13 protein-coding genes are annotated in these 20,180 nt (G+C 39.9%); 2 read left to right on the forward strand and 11 right to left on the reverse strand.

Translation table 11 applies throughout. The features are described 5' to 3' along the window. Nucleotides 1-86: 86 nt before the first annotated feature. From L1283_RS06380 to L1283_RS06405, 6 genes are all read right to left on the reverse strand, one after another. A complete protein-coding gene (locus L1283_RS06380) occupies nt 87-1,931 on the reverse strand; it encodes a glycoside hydrolase family 2 protein (protein WP_286850530.1) in 1,845 nt (614 codons plus the stop codon). A 40-nt stretch (nt 1,932-1,971) separates the two neighbouring features. Then, complete coding sequence (locus L1283_RS06385; protein WP_286850532.1) at nt 1,972-4,017, reverse strand: beta-L-arabinofuranosidase domain-containing protein; 2,046 nt, start codon at nt 4,015-4,017, stop codon at nt 1,972-1,974. A gap of 2 nt (nt 4,018-4,019) precedes the next feature. Beyond that, nucleotides 4,020-4,694: a DUF3823 domain-containing protein gene (locus L1283_RS06390; protein ID WP_088162269.1), complete on the reverse strand. Its 675-nt coding sequence runs from the start codon at nt 4,692-4,694 to the stop codon at nt 4,020-4,022. A 10-nt stretch (nt 4,695-4,704) separates the two neighbouring features. Then, complete coding sequence (locus tag L1283_RS06395; RefSeq protein WP_088162270.1) at nt 4,705-6,528, reverse strand: RagB/SusD family nutrient uptake outer membrane protein; 1,824 nt, start codon at nt 6,526-6,528, stop codon at nt 4,705-4,707. 4 nt (nt 6,529-6,532) lie between these two features. Continuing rightward, entirely contained in the window at nt 6,533-9,724 is a 3,192-nt protein-coding gene (locus L1283_RS06400) for a SusC/RagA family TonB-linked outer membrane protein (RefSeq protein ID WP_083663683.1), read from the reverse strand. 201 nt (nt 9,725-9,925) lie between these two features. Further along, the gene (locus L1283_RS06405) at nt 9,926-11,086 is read right to left on the reverse strand and encodes an aldose epimerase family protein (protein WP_286850535.1); all 1,161 of its coding nucleotides are present in this window, start codon (nt 11,084-11,086) and stop codon (nt 9,926-9,928) included. Between the two features lie 173 nt (nt 11,087-11,259). On the opposite strand from L1283_RS06405, the gene L1283_RS06410 reads away from it, so the two are divergent. Together L1283_RS06410 and L1283_RS06415 are read left to right on the forward strand one after the other, a co-directional pair. Further along, nucleotides 11,260-14,415 (forward strand): sensor histidine kinase, encoded by a 3,156-nt coding sequence (locus L1283_RS06410; RefSeq protein WP_158638847.1) that lies wholly within the window; start codon nt 11,260-11,262, stop codon nt 14,413-14,415. 2 nt (nt 14,416-14,417) lie between these two features. After that, nucleotides 14,418-15,197 carry a response regulator transcription factor gene (locus L1283_RS06415; protein WP_075993465.1) on the forward strand — a complete coding sequence of 260 codons (780 nt, stop codon included), beginning with the start codon at nt 14,418-14,420 and terminating at the stop codon, nt 15,195-15,197. A 52-nt stretch (nt 15,198-15,249) separates the two neighbouring features. Here L1283_RS06415 and L1283_RS06420 read toward each other — a convergent pair whose 3' ends face one another. The 5 genes from L1283_RS06420 to L1283_RS06440 all read right to left on the reverse strand — a co-directional run bounded on the left by L1283_RS06420 (nt 15,250) and on the right by L1283_RS06440 (nt 20,176). Beyond that, on the reverse strand, nt 15,250-16,713 hold the full coding sequence (locus L1283_RS06420; RefSeq protein WP_088162272.1) for a glycoside hydrolase family 76 protein: 1,464 nt from the start codon (nt 16,711-16,713) through the stop codon (nt 15,250-15,252). Between the two features lie 164 nt (nt 16,714-16,877). Beyond that, entirely contained in the window at nt 16,878-17,627 is a 750-nt protein-coding gene (locus L1283_RS06425) for a YoaK family protein (protein WP_088162273.1), read from the reverse strand. Further along, entirely contained in the window at nt 17,611-18,111 is a 501-nt protein-coding gene (locus L1283_RS06430) for a hypothetical protein (RefSeq protein ID WP_075993468.1), read from the reverse strand. Before L1283_RS06430 ends, L1283_RS06425 begins: the two co-directional genes overlap by 17 nt. Next, complete coding sequence (locus L1283_RS06435; protein WP_088162274.1) at nt 18,098-18,616, reverse strand: hypothetical protein; 519 nt, start codon at nt 18,614-18,616, stop codon at nt 18,098-18,100. The genes L1283_RS06430 and L1283_RS06435 overlap by 14 nt, the downstream gene beginning before the upstream one ends. 129 nt (nt 18,617-18,745) lie before the next feature. Then, nucleotides 18,746-20,176: a TolC family protein gene (locus L1283_RS06440; protein WP_088162275.1), complete on the reverse strand. Its 1,431-nt coding sequence runs from the start codon at nt 20,174-20,176 to the stop codon at nt 18,746-18,748. Nucleotides 20,177-20,180 lie beyond the last annotated feature (4 nt).

Below are 20,180 nucleotides of genomic sequence, written 5' to 3' on the forward strand. Positions count from 1 at the left end.
TTTGTATAAAACAGGTTTAGGTTGACAGGTATACTTTCAGCGATAAATTTAGGCCGCACCCCGTGTTGCGGCCATATCGCTATCAATTATTTGGTAGGTGCATTATAAAGCGCCTGATGTGCAGCTTTTAATTCTGCTTCAGGCATTTTGACAACTTTACGATCATAGGTCATCAAACCATTTGTTTCTACTTCCACATCTGTTGTTTGTGTATAAACAGCGGCAGACAATCCCATAGGAATTAGACGTGTCAAGTCATGGATCAGACGTTTATAGCGCTCCAATAATTCCGTTTTATTTTTAAAACTTTGGTATCCCCAGTTGTCTTTTTGTTGCCAGGAGTGCCCATCGATCGGTAATCCCAGACCACCAAATTCACCCAAAGCAAGCACTTGTTTAGCGCCGAATAAATTTGGATCAGGCATGGCTGCATCGGGATAATTGTGGATATCCAAGATATGTCCAGTTTCCATAAAGTTACCACCGCTGGCACTATTTACGAGTCTTGAAGGGTCATTGGCCATTGTCCATTCCGTTATTTCCTTCGTTTTGAATTGCCCCCAAGCCTCATTAAAAGGTACCCAAATGACGATGCTTGGATAGTTGTGCAACACTTCCATAATGGTTTTCCACTCTTTTCTGTAATACCCTTCAGATTCCTGCGAACGTACTTTATCCCTATTTCCTCCCGAAATCTTTCCCGGTTGCATATCCCAATGATTTCCCCCAAGATCGCCGCTAGGCATATCTTGCCAGACAAGCATACCTATACTATCGCAGTAACGGTACCAGCGCGCCGGTTCAACTTTGATATGTTTACGGATCATATTGAATCCCATTTCCTTTGTTTTGACAACATCAAACTTCAGCGCTTCATCCGTAGGTGCTGTATGTAGACCATCTGGCCACCAGCCTTGATCCAATGGACCATATTGGAAAGTAAACTTATTGTTTAGCATTAAACGTTGAACGCCATTTTCGTCTTTCTGCATGGCTATTTTCCGCATGGCAAAATAGCTTTTCGCCTGATCTACGACTTTTCCTTTTCGAATCAGCTGAATTTCTAGATCATAGAGCTTAGGGTTACTTGGGGACCATGGCTCCAGATTAGGTACCGAAAGATCGAACGATGTATTCGGTTGTCCTGTTTGTTCTTTAATAACCTTTCCGCCATCCAATGCACGCACCTTTATTTCGTCACCGGCTTGACTTCCTTCTACGGAAGCCTGAAAGGCCAAGACTCCATCATCCAAACGCGGAGTCTGTTTGGTACTCACGATGTAAGTTTGGGGGACACTTTCTAACCAAACGGTCTGCCAAATTCCCGTCACTGGTGTATACCATATACCATTCGGCTTATTCACCTGTTTACCCCTGGGTTGTGGACCATCATCAGTCGGATCCCATACCCGAATGGCTATTTCCTGTTTTGCGCCTTTCTTTAGAAAGCTTGTCACGTCCATCGAAAATGGATCAAAACCACCTTCATGTCTTCCGACCAATTGGTTATTTACATACACATCACATTGCCAATCTACGGCACCGAAATGCAACAGGACCTTATTTTTGTTGACAGACTTGTCCAATGTTATGGTATTATTATACCATAACGCTTTATCTTTTCCGACCTCTTTACCAACACCGGACAATGCCGATTCAATAGCAAAAGGAACAAGGATATTGCCGTCCCATTGACGAGGAATCTCTTTAGTACCTACTGGAGTGACAGCATATTTCCATAGTCCATTTAAATTCTGCCAGTTATTGGTTCTGGTTAATTGCGGTCTAGGATATTCAGAATGTGGCTTTTGTGCCGTTACTTTCTCGCCCCAAGGGGTTAATATATGTGACCCTGCGGGTTTCCAATCCTGAGCAAAGTTCAATTGTGCTGCCATCATCAAACTGGCAAAAAGTAAGGTTTTCTTCATCATAAAAAATCGTTAAGTCATTAATTTATATATCGTATTTACATTATTTCACAGTTGGAAAAGCAGCAATGCGCAAACGTGCTGCTCCCATGGGAATCAATTCAACTTCCTGCACCTCGCCCTTGCTTTCCACCGGACTCAGGGGCAATACGCCCGTTAGTCCATTTTCATCAATTTTCCAGCCATCAATACGTTTCGCTTTCACAAGAATCGAAATAGGTACTGCTTCTGCCTCAAAAGGAAATGCATCTTTAGGCCATGGTCGTTTGATCACTTTTAGTTGGTCAACAGCTTGTAGCTGATTTTGTACAAGTCCATAATTCCAGTCACTTGCAGGAAGGATTTCATAGGATGGCCATTTTGATGGATCTGCAGTCTCCTGCCATTTAGAATCCCCAATTGCCGAAGCCTTACTATCCTTTTTCACATAATTCTCTTTGATTTTGAGTGCATAGGTCAGTGGTCCACGCTGGATACTAACTGAATTTTTATTGGCAGTCCATGTTTTCAGATCTATGGTCATCGGCAAGGAGAGTTCGACCTTGTCGCCGTCTTTCCATTTCCGTTCAATCCGAATATATTTTGCTCCAGCTTCTAGAGCCTGACTTTTACCATTAACCGTTACTTTGGCTTGTTTCGCCCAGGCAGGTATACGGAGATAAAAGGGAAAATCAACCGTTTTAGCCTGTGTTCCTATTTCAAATCGCAGCGATTCTTCAAATGGGTAATTGGATTCTTGTCTAATCTGAATGGCTTGATTGTTTCCGACTTTGATTTCAGCTTTTGATGCGGCATAAAGTACTGCCGCAACACCATTATCATTTGTTGCCATATACAGATGCTCCGCGTAATATGGCCAGCCCTGACTGTGGTTATGTTGACAACAACGTGAACTGAAAGGGTTCATCATTAAAAATGGCCCATTATTATCAATCCCGGGAGAATGATTATGGCTATCGCTGATAGTCATATTAGGGCTCGTGATATAGCGTAATGCTTTAAAATCGGCTGTCACAGCTGCTGGGTAGGTATTAAAAGCAACTTCCTCCGCATGATCCGCCCAAAAAGGATCGCCTGTTATCCCGAGAAGGATTTCATTGGAAGCCATCTGCTCCACCATTCCACAGGTTTCCACACCCTGACGGGGATCGGTATATCCCGGACGTGCATTTTCATCGGCACCGAACATGCCGCCCGGAACCTGACCAAATACTTGTCTGACAAAATGAAAATTATCGTAGGTTGCGTTAAGATCTGCAGTCGACTGGCTTTTCAGATAATAGGTTGCTGGCTCTCTAAAACACTGCGCTACGTTGACATTATGCCAATTGGGCAAATCATCTTTCTGCCGCCAATTGGCTGTATTCCGATGGATTTTATCCGCTAAATCCATCAACCATTCATTACCTTGTGTTCTGTTATAGAGCCAATATACGGATAGCAAATTGTCACCACCACGACTGTTTTCCCAATAATCCTTGAGAAAAAAACTATCCGGCAAATTGGCCTGCCATTTAAAATAATTGGTCATCAACGTTAAAACACGCTGGTCACCGCTATATTCATAATAGGACTGCAAACACCATAGCATCAACATATTTCCCCAAAGATCCGGTTTGTTATTACGTAGGATCAATGGTCCAAAGTATCCATCAGGACGCTGGCTTTTTAGCGCAGCCTCTAACCAAATTTTTGACTCTCCTATTATCTTAGGATCTTTTAAGATGTAGCCCAAATTAGCGTAGCCTTTTAACCAATAAGGAACTTCTTCCCAGCCATAATCTCCTTTCCCATCCGTACTTAACCAAGCGTTATTTTTCTTCGATAGCCAAGCGCTAATTTCTCCCAGATGGCCTGTAAGACCATCTTTCTGCAGCTCCAGATACTTCCCGAGCCAACCTTCCGGGACGATACTGCCCACGGGTAATTTTAGCAAGGCATTCTGTCTTAAAGGAGCCCTATTATTCAGATATTGCGTATTCTTTCCGGTTAATGGTAATTGGTCTACAGCTGTTGCTATTCCCGTTTGTGCAGTCGTAACAAGACCGATGCCCATTAATAGGCTTAAAAAGCTAAATTTTTTGATCATTGTTATTTCAATTTCTTAGGTGAACTATCGTATAGCGCCTCGGTGATACCGCTTATCTTCAAGCCCACGCGCGCATACACTGCAGCATTCTTGGTCAAAATATCTTTGATATCCAGCTCCAGATCGACATGCCCCGAACTAATTCCAGTTTTTTCCATCTTATAAGTATATTGACCCAAATCCACGAATTTTGTATCATTGACCAACAAGGTGGCAAAATCAATCGTTCTTGAAGCATCTATTGTCTTGACGTCAAAAGAAGCTTTCAGCATATTCCCTTGAACATTATAGGTAATATTACTCATGGTATAATAAGGTTTAACCGGGTACTCGATGCTTGTATTGCCCCTCACATCAACCAGCACTGTATCCGCACTATTCAGCCAGGGGCCATTTCCGCTGGTTGCCACCAATTTGTACTGCCCGTCGAAGAGTTTTGCCGCAAATGAACCGTCCTGCGTCACATACACATTAATAGCAGATCGAAGCGGAAAACCATCTTGCCATAGCTGAAGTGAAACGGACTGGTTTGATCCTCTTACTCCTAGAGGTTCTGAATTGTAGGTTACACGACCGTTCAGTGTACTTTTAGGGGCATCATAGTTATCTTTGCCACAAGCAAATACACCTACGATCAAACACAAACTTACTATTAATTTACAAAAAAAAGTTTTCATAAGGATAATGCTATTGATAAGGATTTCGAACTAACTTCGGATTGTTATTAATCCAATCTTGATCGATGAAATTATAATAGTTCTGATATTTAAAATTTCGTGGATAGAGCGTATGACTCGATTTCTGTTTCTCAAAAACCCATTTACCATCGTTCGGATCCCCCGGAGCATATATTTTGTATGGAAATAGGGCATAGTGTACCGCATTGTAATTATCAGCGCTTCCGTTCCAGATTTCATGGGCAATCCGCAAACGCTTCAGATCCCAATAACGATGATCTTCGAAGGCAAATTCAACCCGGCGCTCCTGAATAATATCATTCAGGGAAATGGTTGTCAATGCCTGTATCCCCGCACGCTCCCTAATCTTATTGACATATCCCGTCAACTCGGCTTGCGGTTTACCAAGTTCAAGCCCCGCCTCTGCAGCGATCAACAAAAATTCAGCATAACGGAAGCGCACAAACCAAATATCCGACCCACGCCCACGAGTAGAGGCATCTTTATTTTCGTCGATAAATTTCCGGATATTAAATCCAGTTTTGTTGACATACATATCGTTGGAAGTCGTAGGTCCATCTTTGCTTGTAATAATTCCTCCGAATTTGGAATCTGAAGTACCGGGTATTGCGGTCATCGTCTTCCAAACACCTCCTTCTTTATATCTAACGCCTGCTTGGTAAGTGATTTTGGTACCAGCAAAATCAGCACCAGAGTAAATCACAGTACCATACAGACGCGCGTCCTTATGGGCGAATATCTCTTCGGGATTGTTATAGTAAATGTAATCTCCCGTAGCAGTCTTCGTTTTCAATGCTCCATTTCGATCATCTGTATATTCAAATGCTTCCACCAAATTTAAAACAGGCGTAACAAAATTGGCATCAATATCTCCACGGACGGATGAGGCAATGTTATTGTTGGTGAAAAAATGTGTTTCACCTGGATACGCATAATCCTTGGCCCAAATAACTTCATTGCTACTTGATTTTGAACTTACAGCAAGATAGAAGTTCTTTCCTTTATCGGCATTTCCATTATAGAGGGCATAAGGGCTATTATTGATAATATCCAATGCTGATTCGTAAGCAATCTCGTAATATTTATTGGCGTCCGCCGCAGGGATTCCCACCTCGTTACCTGCTGTTTTGACGTCTGGCGTTTTATAGTTATACTTCGCTATTGAGGCGGCGTATAGACTGGCCCGCGCCTTAAGTGCCAAAGCTGTCCATTTATTAGCTCTAGCTGAATTTATGGTTTTCTCTGTACCGAGCATTTTAGCGGCTTCGGTACATTCGTTAATCACGTAATTATAACTCTCTGCTTCTGTTGATCGCGGTGTCTGCAACTCTGCTGGATCCATGCCGCCAGTATAATCATAGATCTTATCACCCACCAAAGGAACTCCGCCCAAACGCTTGATCATATTAAAGTAGGTCCAAGCACGAATAAATCTGGCCTCGCCTTCGATGCTCTTTTTATTATTTTCGTCCAATGATGATTGACGAACACCTACGATAAATTGATTCAGATTGCGAATCAGTTCATAATCGTACATACGCCAAAAGTCATTCGGAAATTCCTGCATCGTATTGGGGCCACCGCTTGAAAATCCTGCCTCATCTAACATCGCAAAAGATCCATTGTCTCCAAATTGCTGTCCCCAGCTAATCCGCCCATAATAATTCGCTAGAACAGATTTTATCATATTCTGATCCGAAAATATCTGATCGTCGGTAAAAATAGCCTGTGATTCCCGTTCCAAAAATTTATTGCAGCTTGAAAATGTACATACGAGACATACACCCAATAAAATAACGTTCTTATTTATCATCTTATTAAAAAGTTAAGGTAACACCAACGTTTATAACTTTGTTTGTTGGGTACTGAACGCCCGAATCACTTGTGATTTCTGGATCGATCTTCATATCACCCAAATTATCTATGCTAAACAGATTCTGCATCATGGTATATATCCTCAATTTCTGAATTCCTCGAGGTTTCATCCATTTCTCCGGTAAAGTATATCCGATCTGCAGGTTTCTTAATTTCAAATAGTTGACATTGGTAAGCCAGAAGTCGCTATGCCAATAATTACTATGATCTCTATTTCCTTTAATTAATGTAGGGTACTTTCCTGGGATCAAGGCACTATTTGGATCCGTAATATCGCTCAGCATCCACTGGTTTTCCATATAGTATTGCGGATTGTTGCCACCATCATGGAAAGGGAAAACAGCTTCATAACTGGGATTAAAAGAAGCAAAAGCTGCTCCGGTGAAATCCATTGCCAAATCAAATCCCTTAAATTGGCCGCCAAGGTTAATTCCGTAATTGAAATAAGGAAGACCGCCTTGTCGATATCCGATTGGCCGTTCATCCAGCTCATTGATCACTTTATCGCCATTAATATCTTCATACTTAATATCACCCGGCCGTAATGATGAGTTACCTTTACGGTCATTGTCTATATCATAATTGGCAATTTCTTCCCACGACTGGAATTGTCCAATGGAATGTAATCCCCAATTGAGAAAGGCATAACGGTCATAGATCGATTTTCGATATTGATCCAAAGAGTTTCCAAAACGTGGTTTATATTGTTCGCCGTCAGTTTGCCGTGCGAAAGTGAAATTACCGCCTACGAAATAGTTAAATCCATTGACGCTACTCCGCCACATTAATGATCCATCGATACCTTGATGAATATCCGAATTCAGATTTTCATAAGGTAAACTAAAGCCTACTTCATTCGGTATCAATACATCTTCTCGCTTGGCAGGCAGTCCTGTTCTTTTTCGACGGAAGACATCTACCGAACCTGTTAATTTACCTTTTAGTGTACTAAAGTCCAAACCAACATTTAGCATATGGGCCTGAATCCAAGAAAGCGTTTTAACGGGAAGGCCACGTGCTTGAGAACCGATAACATACTTCCCGTCAATTGTCGAACCGACGATATTTTGATAGCCATCACGGACTGGTTTTCGGAAATAATTATATCCACTTAGATAACCAAAAGCAAAATATTCCCAGGCATCCAAATTATCATCGCCCAATACACCGTAAGATCCCCTTAACTTCACATCGTCAAATACCTTTCTCATACCTTCAGACCAGAACTTTTCAGATGAAACACGCCAGCCTGCAGATACCGAAGGGAAAAATCCCCATCGGCTTCCTGGCGCGAATTTCCATGAACCGTCATAGCGCGAAGAAAGCTCCAAAAGATACTTCTGGTCATAATCATAATTGACCCGCCCTGCAAAACCGGCTCTCGCCTGGGTATTCACTCCAGTATCATTGTAGGTGTCCATCGTCTGAAAATAGATCAAACTCAAGGCATTAGAGGCTGGACGATCGTGTACATAAACATCTGGATTATCCCTTTTTATGGACTCCGCAGCAAGCACAGCATTGATTCCATGTTTGCCGAATCGCTTGTTATAATTTAAGGTAAATTGGGTTGAGATTTCTTCAACCTGCGAAATAGATCTCTCCCGCCAAGGGTTGTCCATGCTAAAAGTTACCGGGTACGTATCTGTCTTCTCATCGTAGCCATATAGTTTATAGGTAAACTCCTGATTATCCATCCATTTATTGGCCAAATAATAGCCTACTGTTCCCTTAGCGATCAAATCATTTGTGATCTTATATTCCGCATTAAAATTTAACTGCATCACCCGCCATTTTTCCTGATAAGTACCGGACAGATCATAATTCAGCATCGCAAAGTTAGTTTCCGCATTGGGCGATGTCTGCGTTGGATATAAAGGATTGTCGTTGGCAAAAGGCCGTGCAGTAGGCAGGTTGCGATATATCGCAAATAAAGCCTGCCAAGTATCGTCAGCACCAGGTACGCCCGGTTGTTTGCGCTGTTCGATCCGCCCATTCAAATTAGCACCAATCTTTAATCGTTTTGATACGTTCGCGTCAATATTCATCTGCACATTGGTACGATTGAAGCCGCCGTAATTACGAATGATGGACTGCTGGTCCAGATGCCCTACACTCAGGTAATAATTAATTTTTTCGGACCCACCACTGACATTACCCGAGATATAAGTTTGTGGGCTAGTTTTGAGAATATAATCATACCAATCAAAAGGACGATATCCCTTCTCGGTACCTTGTTGCCATTTTTCGAGATCTGCCAACGTATATTGTGGATGTTCAGTTCCGAGAATAGCATCAGACTGAATATAGCTTTTGATATAAGTACTGGCATCGGCTGGCTTGGGAAAACGAAACATACTCTGCCAGCCATAATATGAATTGATATTAAAGGTATTATTATCGCCACGCTTCCCCTTCTTTGTCGTCACCACAACAACGCCGTTGGCAGCACGCACACCATAAATAGCAGCAGACGCATCCTTTAATACCGAAACCGATTCAATATCATTGAAATCTAAATTATTGAACTGCCCTTCATCCTTTTGAACACCGTCGATCACATATAAGGGTGTCCCCATATTGCGGATACTAATTCCTGTTGGAGCTCCAGGACGCCCATCCGACATCCTGCTGTTAACACCGGCGATCTTCCCTACTAAGGCTCCAGACGTTGTTGTAGCAACAGATCTGGAGATATCCTGAGAAGAAATTGCGGTGATTGCACCGGTAACGGATTCTTTCTTCTGCGTACCGTAACCTACAACGACCACTTCATCAATGCGCGAATTTTCATCTTCCAAAGTGATTGCCAAGTCAGCGATTGCCATCACTTCTTTGGAAAGGTAGCCTACAGATCTTATGGTCAAAAGTTCACCGGCATTGACACCTGTCAAGTTAAAATTACCTTTGGCATCTGTTGAGACTGCAATATTGGGTTTGGATTTCAATGCGACCGTCGCTCCTACAATAGGATTGCCATCCTTATCCTTAACAACCCCTTTTATTGCTTTTTGCAACTCGATCCCCCCTGGAGAAACTGGAATTAAATTAGCTCCCTTTGCTAAGGGGATAAAACTGCTCGCACAGCAGAGCAATGTAGCAGATATTGGCAGACATTTAAGACCCTTAAACATACCTAGATTGATTAGTTTGTATAATTGATTTGTCCAAAATTAAGATATATTCAATCGTACAGACTTTCGTTTTTTCTCAAAAAACTGCCTATTTGTATCAAAGAAATAAAATAGACCTAAAACGTTTTAAGGTCTATTAAAAAGAGAAAGTACACCTCTTTTCAGTGGTGTACTTTCAAACCAATCATTATTAAATATGTATTATTTTACCGAAAAACGATACAGGGATTTCGTTTGATAAACTTGCCCGGGGTTTAGGACGGTTGTTGGAAAATTGAGCTGATTTGGGGCATCCGGAAAATGCTGCGGTTCGAGGCAAAAGGCGGTACGAAAGGAGTCTTTTTTCCCGTTCTTCAATTGCACTTGTTCATTCATAAAATTACCGCTATAAAATTGTATTCCAGGTTCTGCAGTCAGAATATCCATAACAATACCCGATTTATCTCCAATCACATGGGCTGCTTTGTACCAATCGCCATCTTTCTCCTTGCTTAAGACAAAGTTGTGATCATAGCCCTTTCCAAAGCTCAGTTGCTGATCATTGGCATTAATATCTTTTCCTATTGGTTTCAAGGTTGTAAAATCAAAAGCTGTTCCCTTTACCGGTGCTAATTGCCCTGTTGGTATTAGTGTACTATCCACTGGTGTGTATTCATTCGCAAACAATTGAAGCTGATGATCCAGAATTGTACCGCTTCCCTCACCATTTAAATTAAAGTAAGCATGGTTGGTCAAATTGATCACCGTCTTTTTATCGGAAGTAGCACGATAGGCAATCATCAATTCATTATTATCGTTAAGCGTATAAGTCACTTCCATCTGGATGTTTCCTGGAAAACCCTCGAGTCCATCAGGTAAGGTGTAAGCAAAAGTAAGAGACGATTTATCTGACGATTTTAATGTCCAATTGGCAAAATGCACACCTTTAAAACCTCCATGCAGTGTATTAGGACCGTTATTTACCGCCAATGTATAGGTTTTATCATCCAACTTAAATTTTCCCTTAGCAATCCGATTACCAAAAGGCCCTACAATAGTACCAAAAAATGGTTCTTTGGGATTATTATAATCAGCCGCTTTAGAAAAACCCAAAACAACATCGCATAACTCCCCCTTATTGTCAGGCACCCATAATCCCACTAAACGTGCACCAAAATTGGTAAAATAAGCTTGTACGCCATTTTTATTGCTCAGTTCATATAGATAAGCCTGTTTTTGATCAATAGTTCCGCTGAACTGTGCGTTATCCATGTAGGCCGATAAAGAATCTGCTTTTGAAGTTTTGGAACCAGTCGATTGCTGACAAGACACACAAAATGCCAGCATTGCAGAAAGACCAAGCAAGGTCAATTTTCCTCTCATTCGTAATATTTTAAATGGTTTATAATCTTTGTTTAGATAGAACATACGTCCTTTTCTAGATTTTTTATAATTTTAACGCTTACAATATATAAGCTAAAGTCTTAATTTTTTCAGAAATTTTAAGATTAAATTGTTTCATTTTAGCACTATTTTGTATCAATAACCAAATGATCATGATCAACCTAAAGCCTTTACGTCTTCTATTTTTTCTGTTGCTCCCCGCGTTGCTCCATGCACAGCCTTATTATTTCAATCATTATCAAATCAATGAAGGATTGTCTAACAATGCTGTCATTTGTAGTATGCAAGATAGTCAGGGCTTTCTTTGGTTCGGTACAAAAGATGGGTTAAATCGTTTTGATGGTAATAATTTCAAACATTTTGATGCATCAAAATCTGGAAAAAATAGTCTGGGGGGCAATAATATCATTTCATTGAAAGAAGATTTTCGAAAGAGAATTTGGATTGGTACAGATCAGGGAATCTATTGTTACAACCCCGTCGATGAACAATTTAGACTGCTGAGTAAACAATTTGAAAATGCGGACGTCCCTGTTATTATTACCGATCAACGCAAAAGGATCTGGTTTATATCAAATGGAATGCTCTATTGCCATGATTTAGTTAGTCATGCAATTCAACAATTTACAAAATCAGATCTCTACATTACGTCCATCAGCTGCACAAAAAATGGAGCGGTATTTTTTGGAACTCCTGAAGGCAAAATCTTCCAAATAGGTCCTTCCGGAAAACCCGTACTCATGCTTGACTTTCAAGCAAAATATGGTGCTAAGGATTGGTTTAGTATTGAGAAAATAATGGAAAACCGCGACGGAGACTTATTGATTGGTACTTCAAAAACTGGTGTTTATTGCTATCGCTTTCAAGATAAATCCCTTAAGTCTATCCTTGGACCAGATCAACTGCATCAATTTCTCTATGTCAGAGATATTATACAGCCAAATGATCATGAATATTGGTTTGCAACAGAATCTGGCCTCTTCATTTATCAAATTGCTAGCCGACGTTACATCAACATTCAGAAAGAACAAGAAAACCCTTGGGGTATATCTGACAATGCCATTTATAACATCCTACAGGATAAGGATGAGGGTATTTGGCTGGGAACCTATTTTGGTGGGATCAACTATTATCATAAGAACAATAGTATCATCGAAAAATTCCTCCCACAAGATCGCCCCGGGGGCCTAAAAGGCTCTGTTGTACGCATTATCAAAAAAGATATCGATCAGAATATATGGATAGGCACCGAAAATGGAGGACTATCTAAACTGGACCCTAAGTCGGGTAATATCCAAAACTTTTCCGATAAGCAGGGGAATCTGGCAAACAATAATATCCATGGCGTTCTTCCTATTGGTGATAAACTACTGATCGGCACCTTCGTCAATGGCCTGGACATATTTTCGCCAAAGCTTCAAAAAGTCATTTATCACATCGATCGCAATAACAATGCAACCCCTTCTGATCTACAAAGCAATTTTCTATTTTATCTCTATAAAACTCGAAAAGGAGACATTATAGCTGCATCAACTCGTGGCTTATACCGGTTTAACTTTGAAAAAAAGTCTTTTCACCTCATTGATAATGTCCCCGAATACATGTTTTACACGACTATTTTGGAAGATAAAGAGGGAAATATCTGGGTAGGTACATGGCGCGATGGGCTATTTTGCTATAATCCGACCACACGTTATTTCAAACATTATACACATCATCAGAATGACCCCAATTCTTTGCCTAACAATAGGGTCAATAGTCTATTTGAGGATTCAAAAAATCAAATTTGGATCGCCACTGAAGGTGGAATGGCTAAGAAGAAATTAAATCAGGACAGTTTTGAAAACATTGGCCTGGAAGAAGGAATGCCCAGTAACGTAACGCTCGCATTTTTAGAAGACAAACAACAGAATCTCTGGGTAAGTACCTCTAAAGGGCTGGTACGCTATCATCTGCCCAATGGCAGAAAACGGATCTTCAACTTGGAGTCAGGCCTACCGACGATTCAGTTCAATTACAATTCATCTTTTGATGACGACAATGGGAACTTCTATTTCGGTACCATCAATGGCCTTATACGTTTCAATCCGGAAAAACTAAACCAAATTAACTATAAGAATCAAATACCGATTTATATCACTAATTTTTACATCAACAATAGAGCGATCAATCAATATACCGATGCAAGTATTTTATCCAAATCAATCTTATTCACAAAAAATATCAAACTAAAACACGACGAATCATCCTTCAGTCTTGATTTTGCGGCATTACACTACCAAGCCCCCCATTCTATTCACTATAGTTATAAAATGGATGGTCTTGACGACAATTGGATAGACATTACAAGCAATCAACGCGCTTATTTCACCAAGTTAGCTCCCGGTAATTACGTTTTTACCGTAAAAGCGGAGGATCCAAATGGTAACACAATACCCACCTTTGCTAGTCTTAAAATCACGATTCTTCCTCCTATTTGGGCAAGTATACCAGCTTTTGTTTGCTACGCACTAATCCTTATGGGGCTCATTGTATTTGTGATTCATCATTTCAATGAAAAGATCAAGCAACGCAATCGACAACACCTTCTAACCGTACAAAATCTACGTGAGCAAGAACTCTACCGTTCAAAAATCAATTTTTACACCGATGTTGCCCATGAAATACGCACACCGTTGACATTGATCAAAGCCCCCTTAGAGAAGCTTATGGATAAGGTAGATCACAATCCTGTAACAGACAAGCTATTATTGACCATGCAGAACAATACGGAGAAGTTGATTGCGCTTAGTAACCAATTACTGGATTTTAGACAGGTTGAAACGGAAGGATTCAAATTACACTTTGAGTCAGAAAACATAAGCCAAACGGTTCAGGAAATCATCAACAATTTTACGGTCACACTCCAGGCACAGGGAAAGCAGATTGTGTCACACATTATGCCGGATATTATAGGTCAGGTCGATATCGACGCATTCGACAAGATTTGTTACAACTTATTGAATAATGCCCTTAAATATTCTTCATCCTATATTGAAGTGAATTTGAATATGGATAAACAGAAAAATATCTTTATATTGACCGTGAAAAACGACGGAGCTTTAATTCCTTCAGAAGAAAGGGAAAGAATTTTTGAACCATTCAATCGTTTAAAGCAAAATAAGAATGTTCCCGGAAGTGGTCTAGGCTTGGCATTGACAAGATCCCTAACCTTAAAACACCAAGGTACCTTGTTATATAGTACAAACGACCTCCAATTGAACGTATTTAGCTTGACGTTACCTTTGAATCACAATACAAACCCATAATTATGAATGCCAAATCCAATTTATTATTAGTAGATGATCATACCGAACTGCTTGAATTTATTGCGGATGATCTCAATGAAGATTATCAGATAACAACGAGTTCTAATGGAAGAGAAGCCCTAGATTTATTAGCCTCTGAATATTTCGATCTGATCGTAAGTGATGTAATGATGCCAGAAATGGATGGTTTTGAGCTCTGTCAAAAAATTAAGGAAGATATCGCTTATGCACATATTCCAGTTATACTTTTGACAGCAAAAAATAGTATTGAATCAAAAATTCAGGGTTTAGAATTTGGTGCCGACGCTTACATTGAAAAACCTTTTTCGCCCGCTTTTTTAAGAGCACAAATAGCCAGTTTATTAAAGAATAGAGTTAAGGTCAAGGAGTTTTTTATTAAAAATCCGATGTCACAAATCCAACAGATCGGGCAAAATCAAAGTGAACAAGAGTTCTTGCTGAAGATTGAAGAAATCATTATGCAACATCTCGATGATCCCCAGTTTAATGTCGATAGAATGGCCGATATTCTCTGCATGAGCAGACCTACACTCTATCGCAAAATCAATGTGGTATCCAGCCTATCACCCAATGAACTGATTAATTTAACTCGGCTCAGAAAAGCAGCAGAACTGCTTATTCAAAAACAATATAAAGTTTACGAAATTTCTAATTTATTGGGCTACAGTTCCGCTACTCATTTCTCACGTAATTTCCAAAAGCAGTTTGGCCAAAGTCCTACCGAATTTCAGGACGCTCAAACTGCTTTATCTAAATCTTAACCCAGCAAATAATCATATCTGAATAAAAATAGGTGTCCGTCCAAGCGTGCACCTATTTTGTTGATTCAACTTGGGCAAGTGTTGCATACTGTGCTGCATAAGTGAACATAAACATTCCTTCCAAATCATTCTTACTTTTATCATTTGCCCAGCCTCCGAGCAAGTCATTCGGCAGAAATCCATCTTTCAAGAAGTGGGTATAGCCGTAATCCAAGTTATCCTGAAAAGATTTTGCATACAGTCCAGCCTTGCTATAATTGGGAAATATAGCGGTATATCCTCTTAACAACACGCCGTTAAACCAATTATTAAAACCATCTGTCGCATAGGTATAGTGCTCAGGAATCTGCTGCCCTAACTTTCCAAAATAAGTAAAAGTCGCATCGGCCAGTTTCTTGCCATCTTCTAAATATCTTTTTGCTTTCGTAACACGATATAAGTCGGCGGCTCCAGAAATCATCGTTCCACTGTTATAGGAAAATGCCGTGCCGACCGCTTTTCTGAGCTCGGTATTTTTTCGATATTGTACACCGTTGACCGTTTCATAAGCTATCGAACAATCTGGAAAACAATCACCCATCATATCCGCATAAACACCTTTTTCATTAAGAAGATATGCCTTTTGCCAGTCATAAATCCTTTTAGCATAACGGAGATAAAAATCGCTCTTCTTCTCTTTTTTAGAAATACGAGTTAGTTTATCTTTCGGATCAATGGAATGCGCAACGATTTGATCTCCTTTCTTTTTATAGATTTCATACAATGCAACAAGCGGACTAATAATCGGTGCATTACTACAGGCATGCTTAGTTACATATCCTGGGCCCCATGGGATTCCACCATGCTCTTTCCCTTTCTCATCCAAAGTACAGTCCCAACCATCAAGAACATAAGCAGTAAGGTATTCAGCTTCTTGCAAATAGCGTTCTTGCCCAGTCAAATGATAAGCTTCCAATAATTCCCGTACTAGCCACATCTGATCATCATAGACATTCAGTACTCCCGTTACATTTGCTTTTCCTTTTTCTCGGACGCGATCGACAGCATACACCGTCCATTCTTTATGTTGTGTAAAAGATGTTAGCGTAAATGTCCCTAAATAATAAGCTGCATTTGCATGAAGCTTAGCCAATAAATCCACATAGCGGGAATAATACTTTCCGTAAAGCTCGGTATTACCTGCCTTTTGTTGCTTTTTCAAGCCGCTCAACACAGCATTTACAGCTTCTATGGAAGCAGAGTACATCCATACACTCGCTTTTTCTTCGGATCGAACCTGCGTAAATGGATTATAAAAACGATGCATTTTGAAATCTTCACCAGAAAAATAGACTTCCATTGACCGATCAATCAATTGGATCGCCCGTAAAAGATTCTGTTGGTTTTTATGTTGATCATGTACTGATCTTTGGCTGTGCAATTCTTGCGCACAAACCTGTTTTACACAGAGCGGTGATACTGACAGAGAAATTAGAGAGAGTGCCCAAAAAGGCCGGATGGAAAAGAATTTGATCATGACGTGGTTTTAAATTGATTAAGTAGTCTTTCATGCGCATTGGTAGAGCGTGATAACCGAGGTTGAAGATAAGCATTTTTCAGACAAAAAAAATCGCATTTTTTGAAATGCGATTAAAAAATATTTGCCCTTTAGCTTAGTTAACCAAGAACTTTCTCGGTCAACTAAGCTGCCACTGGCTGACGATGACGATTCACAAATTGCTTTTTCAATAGATACAATTTGTAATGGTCGTACAAACCAATGATTAAAAGAACAAAACAAACCACGTAAAATGTCTTATTCGATAAATAGGTGAATGAAATACCGCTCACAAGCCCTCCCATGACATAGGCTCCCACGATACTCAGCAGTAAATGGAATTTGTCGACCAATGTCTTATTGCTTCGGTTCGACTCCTTAGTGAACATCGAAATCAATATTGCTAAATCTGTCGTTAGCCCTGTCAAGTGTGTCGTTTTCACAACAGAATTCGATATGCTCGCTGTTAAACCATTTTGCAATCCCATTGCAAACAGCAATGCACCGACAAGTATCTCTGTTTCTTTCAAAGAATCTTCATAAAATACATCAAGATATATCCCGACAAATAATATACTCAGTATTTCCAATGCCAAAGGAATGGAATGTGTCAGATAGGAGCTAAAACGTCCTTTACCATGAATGATGATAAGATTCGAAAGCATACTCCCGACTAGAAAAAGTAAAATCCAAAATAGCACTACTGCACCTTGATACCAATTTCCTTTCGCAATCTCTTGCGCAAAAACCGCATAATAACCTGTTACATTGGATGTAAACGAGAAAAAGACAATGACAGATGCGACATTGACCATTCCCGCAGAGAATGCAGTTATTCCCCCTAATTTGATATTATCTTGAATCGTTCTATGATTGCTATATTTTCTCAGCATATTTTTCCTTTCCTCCTTTTTTCAGCACAATTCGTGCGATTCCTTTCGTCTGCATATCCAAGTTAAGATGCAGTATCAATTGGTTTTTATTCAATTTTTGTATGACAAAGCTCTCTATAAGCTCATCATTTTTCCGAAGCTCAAGGATATGGCCTCGTCCCTTCAAAAACCAATTGTATTGTTTGTCCTCATGATGGGCAATAAAATTTTTGTCACCCATTTTTTCAAAATGCCATAATCCATCCTGCAAGGGTGGAAGGTGAGCGATTGCAGCATCTTTTATTCCCTCATGGATAACCGCCTGTTTTTTGAACGTTGGAGACTTCTCCACTTTCTCAAAGTACCAACCTTGCTCTTCCCACTCTCCTTCTAAAAGCCGCTCGGGGTTTTCATAAAACATAACCATTGAACTAGCTCCTAAAAGCAAAAAGGACAACAAGACGAAGTTGAACCTTGCTAATATTTTTCTCTTAATAGTTAACATCCCATTTCTTGTTAAAAAATAAATCCGCCAAGACATTTCCTCCTGTTCTGTTTGTCCCAGGTCTTGCGACAATCGAGACATTCTTCTGTTTACTTTTACTCAAGTGAAGCAAAGCCTGTCCGACGTCGAAAAAATGCCGTGTTCTTCTTTCAAATTCATAATCTGTGGGAACTTTGACTTCATCAATCCGAGCTCCGCGCAAATAATGTTGTAAATAATTGAGATTGTCAGAGCCGATGATATCTGTATAGATATTTAGCTTACGATTTTCATAACGATGACAGATCATCTGGCAGGCCTTCAAAAAGTCCTCCGATTGAAGATTACTGAGTTGGTCATCCAATGTGATTCCCAATAGTTCGCTGATCGATGTACTGCTCTTATTACCATAGACAAGAATGATATCAAGTTCTTCGGCTTTCGATTGCTCTATACTATGAATCACAAAAAAAAGTGAATCAATCGTAAAATCACTTGGAATCAATACACGCATTGCCTTTGCCATATCCAATTATTTTTATACAAAATTAATAGGTCATCATGGCAACCGAATGAATCTGGAATTAACTTTCTATTAGAATTTTAAGACCGATATTAAAATGAGATTAAAAAAAAGATGCAGATTAAAATGGGATTAAAATTTAGTTCCGGCTTTGTAATATAATTCCGCTAGTGCCTTTCTGTAGTCCGTAACCAGCTTCTCTTGCTTGATCCGCATTTCGATCAGCTTGTTTTCCCTACTATTAACAACAAACAAGGTTGATTCACCCAGTTCAAACTTATTTAATTCCCCCCTAAGAAGCAGTTCCTGATTACTTATATTGATCGATTGAAGTTCAATCTGTTTACTGTAAGCATTTAAATCATTATATTTTTTAACGACTTCATTGTAAATATTTCTCTCGGTCACAGCTTGTTCAAATCGTAGCTGATCTTGCTTAATCCGGACCTCTTTGAGCTTCCCACGTTCGGCGCGAATAAAAAGTGGAAATGCAAATTCAAAACCTACTTTATAATTCTGCCAATTAAAATCATACTGCGGCGGTACAAAGTCATTAAAACCGTGACGGCTAGAAATGAGCGTGCCTGACACATTGAATTTAGGTTTAAGCATTTCTTTTCGATAACGTTCCTCAAATAGAAGTTGTTGATTTTTACTCGCCAACTTTATCATTTCGGGATGAGCAATTTTTGCCGAATCAAGTAGCGCCTCGATCACACTATTATCTGGCAAAATAACAGGATCTTCGAGCTTATGCGGTATGGCATGATCGGGAAGTTCTACTGGAAATTGTTGATCATTCCACAGATGATTGGACAATACAATTTTCGCGTTTTTAAGTTCAACTTCATACTTTGAAAGTTCTATCCGCCGTTCTTTTACAACGACCGAAGCTTCGATGGAATCAATTACAGGTTTATCTCCCAGCGTCGTCTGCTCACTGATTGCTTTAAACCGTTGATCAGCCAATTTTACACCCTCCAATAAAAGCTGATACTGCTGATAGGCAAAATACCAATTCCAATAATCTGAAAGTGCCTGAAACCAAATGGCATTTATTTGTTTTATCTTTTCGCCTTCGAGGTAGCTGATCATAGCCTTTGCCTGCTGCAGCGTATTTCTTCTGCTATCGACGATTAAACCTTGCCCCAATGGAATACTTAAACCGATTGCGGAAAGCCCTGCATTATTTGTTCGGGATTGCGGGTTTGTATAATCACCAACATTTCGATCATAAGCAATTTTCAGATCTGCGCCAGCTAACCAAAGAGGAATTTTTAGCTCACTATTCCACTGATTATAATAATCCGTATTGCCAAAATGCTTATTTTTAAAACTGGAATTTAACGTCGGATCAAACTTCCCTAAAGCCTGTGTTACCTGGGCTTTTGCAGTTTCACTCAGCAGATTCACTTGTTTAACGATTGGATGATTGGCCATTAAAAGCTCTTCCATGTCATCCACGGTAAAAGTATTCCTTGCTCCATACTCCTTTTCCTGAGCCGAAAGATGAGGAGAGAAAAAAAAGCACAACACGATAAAAATAAAATTCAATTTATTCATATAA

Origin of the sequence: Sphingobacterium sp. HSC-15S19 (assembly GCF_050433745.1) — a bacterium.
Classification (GTDB): Bacteria; Bacteroidota; Bacteroidia; order Sphingobacteriales; family Sphingobacteriaceae; genus Sphingobacterium; species Sphingobacterium siyangense.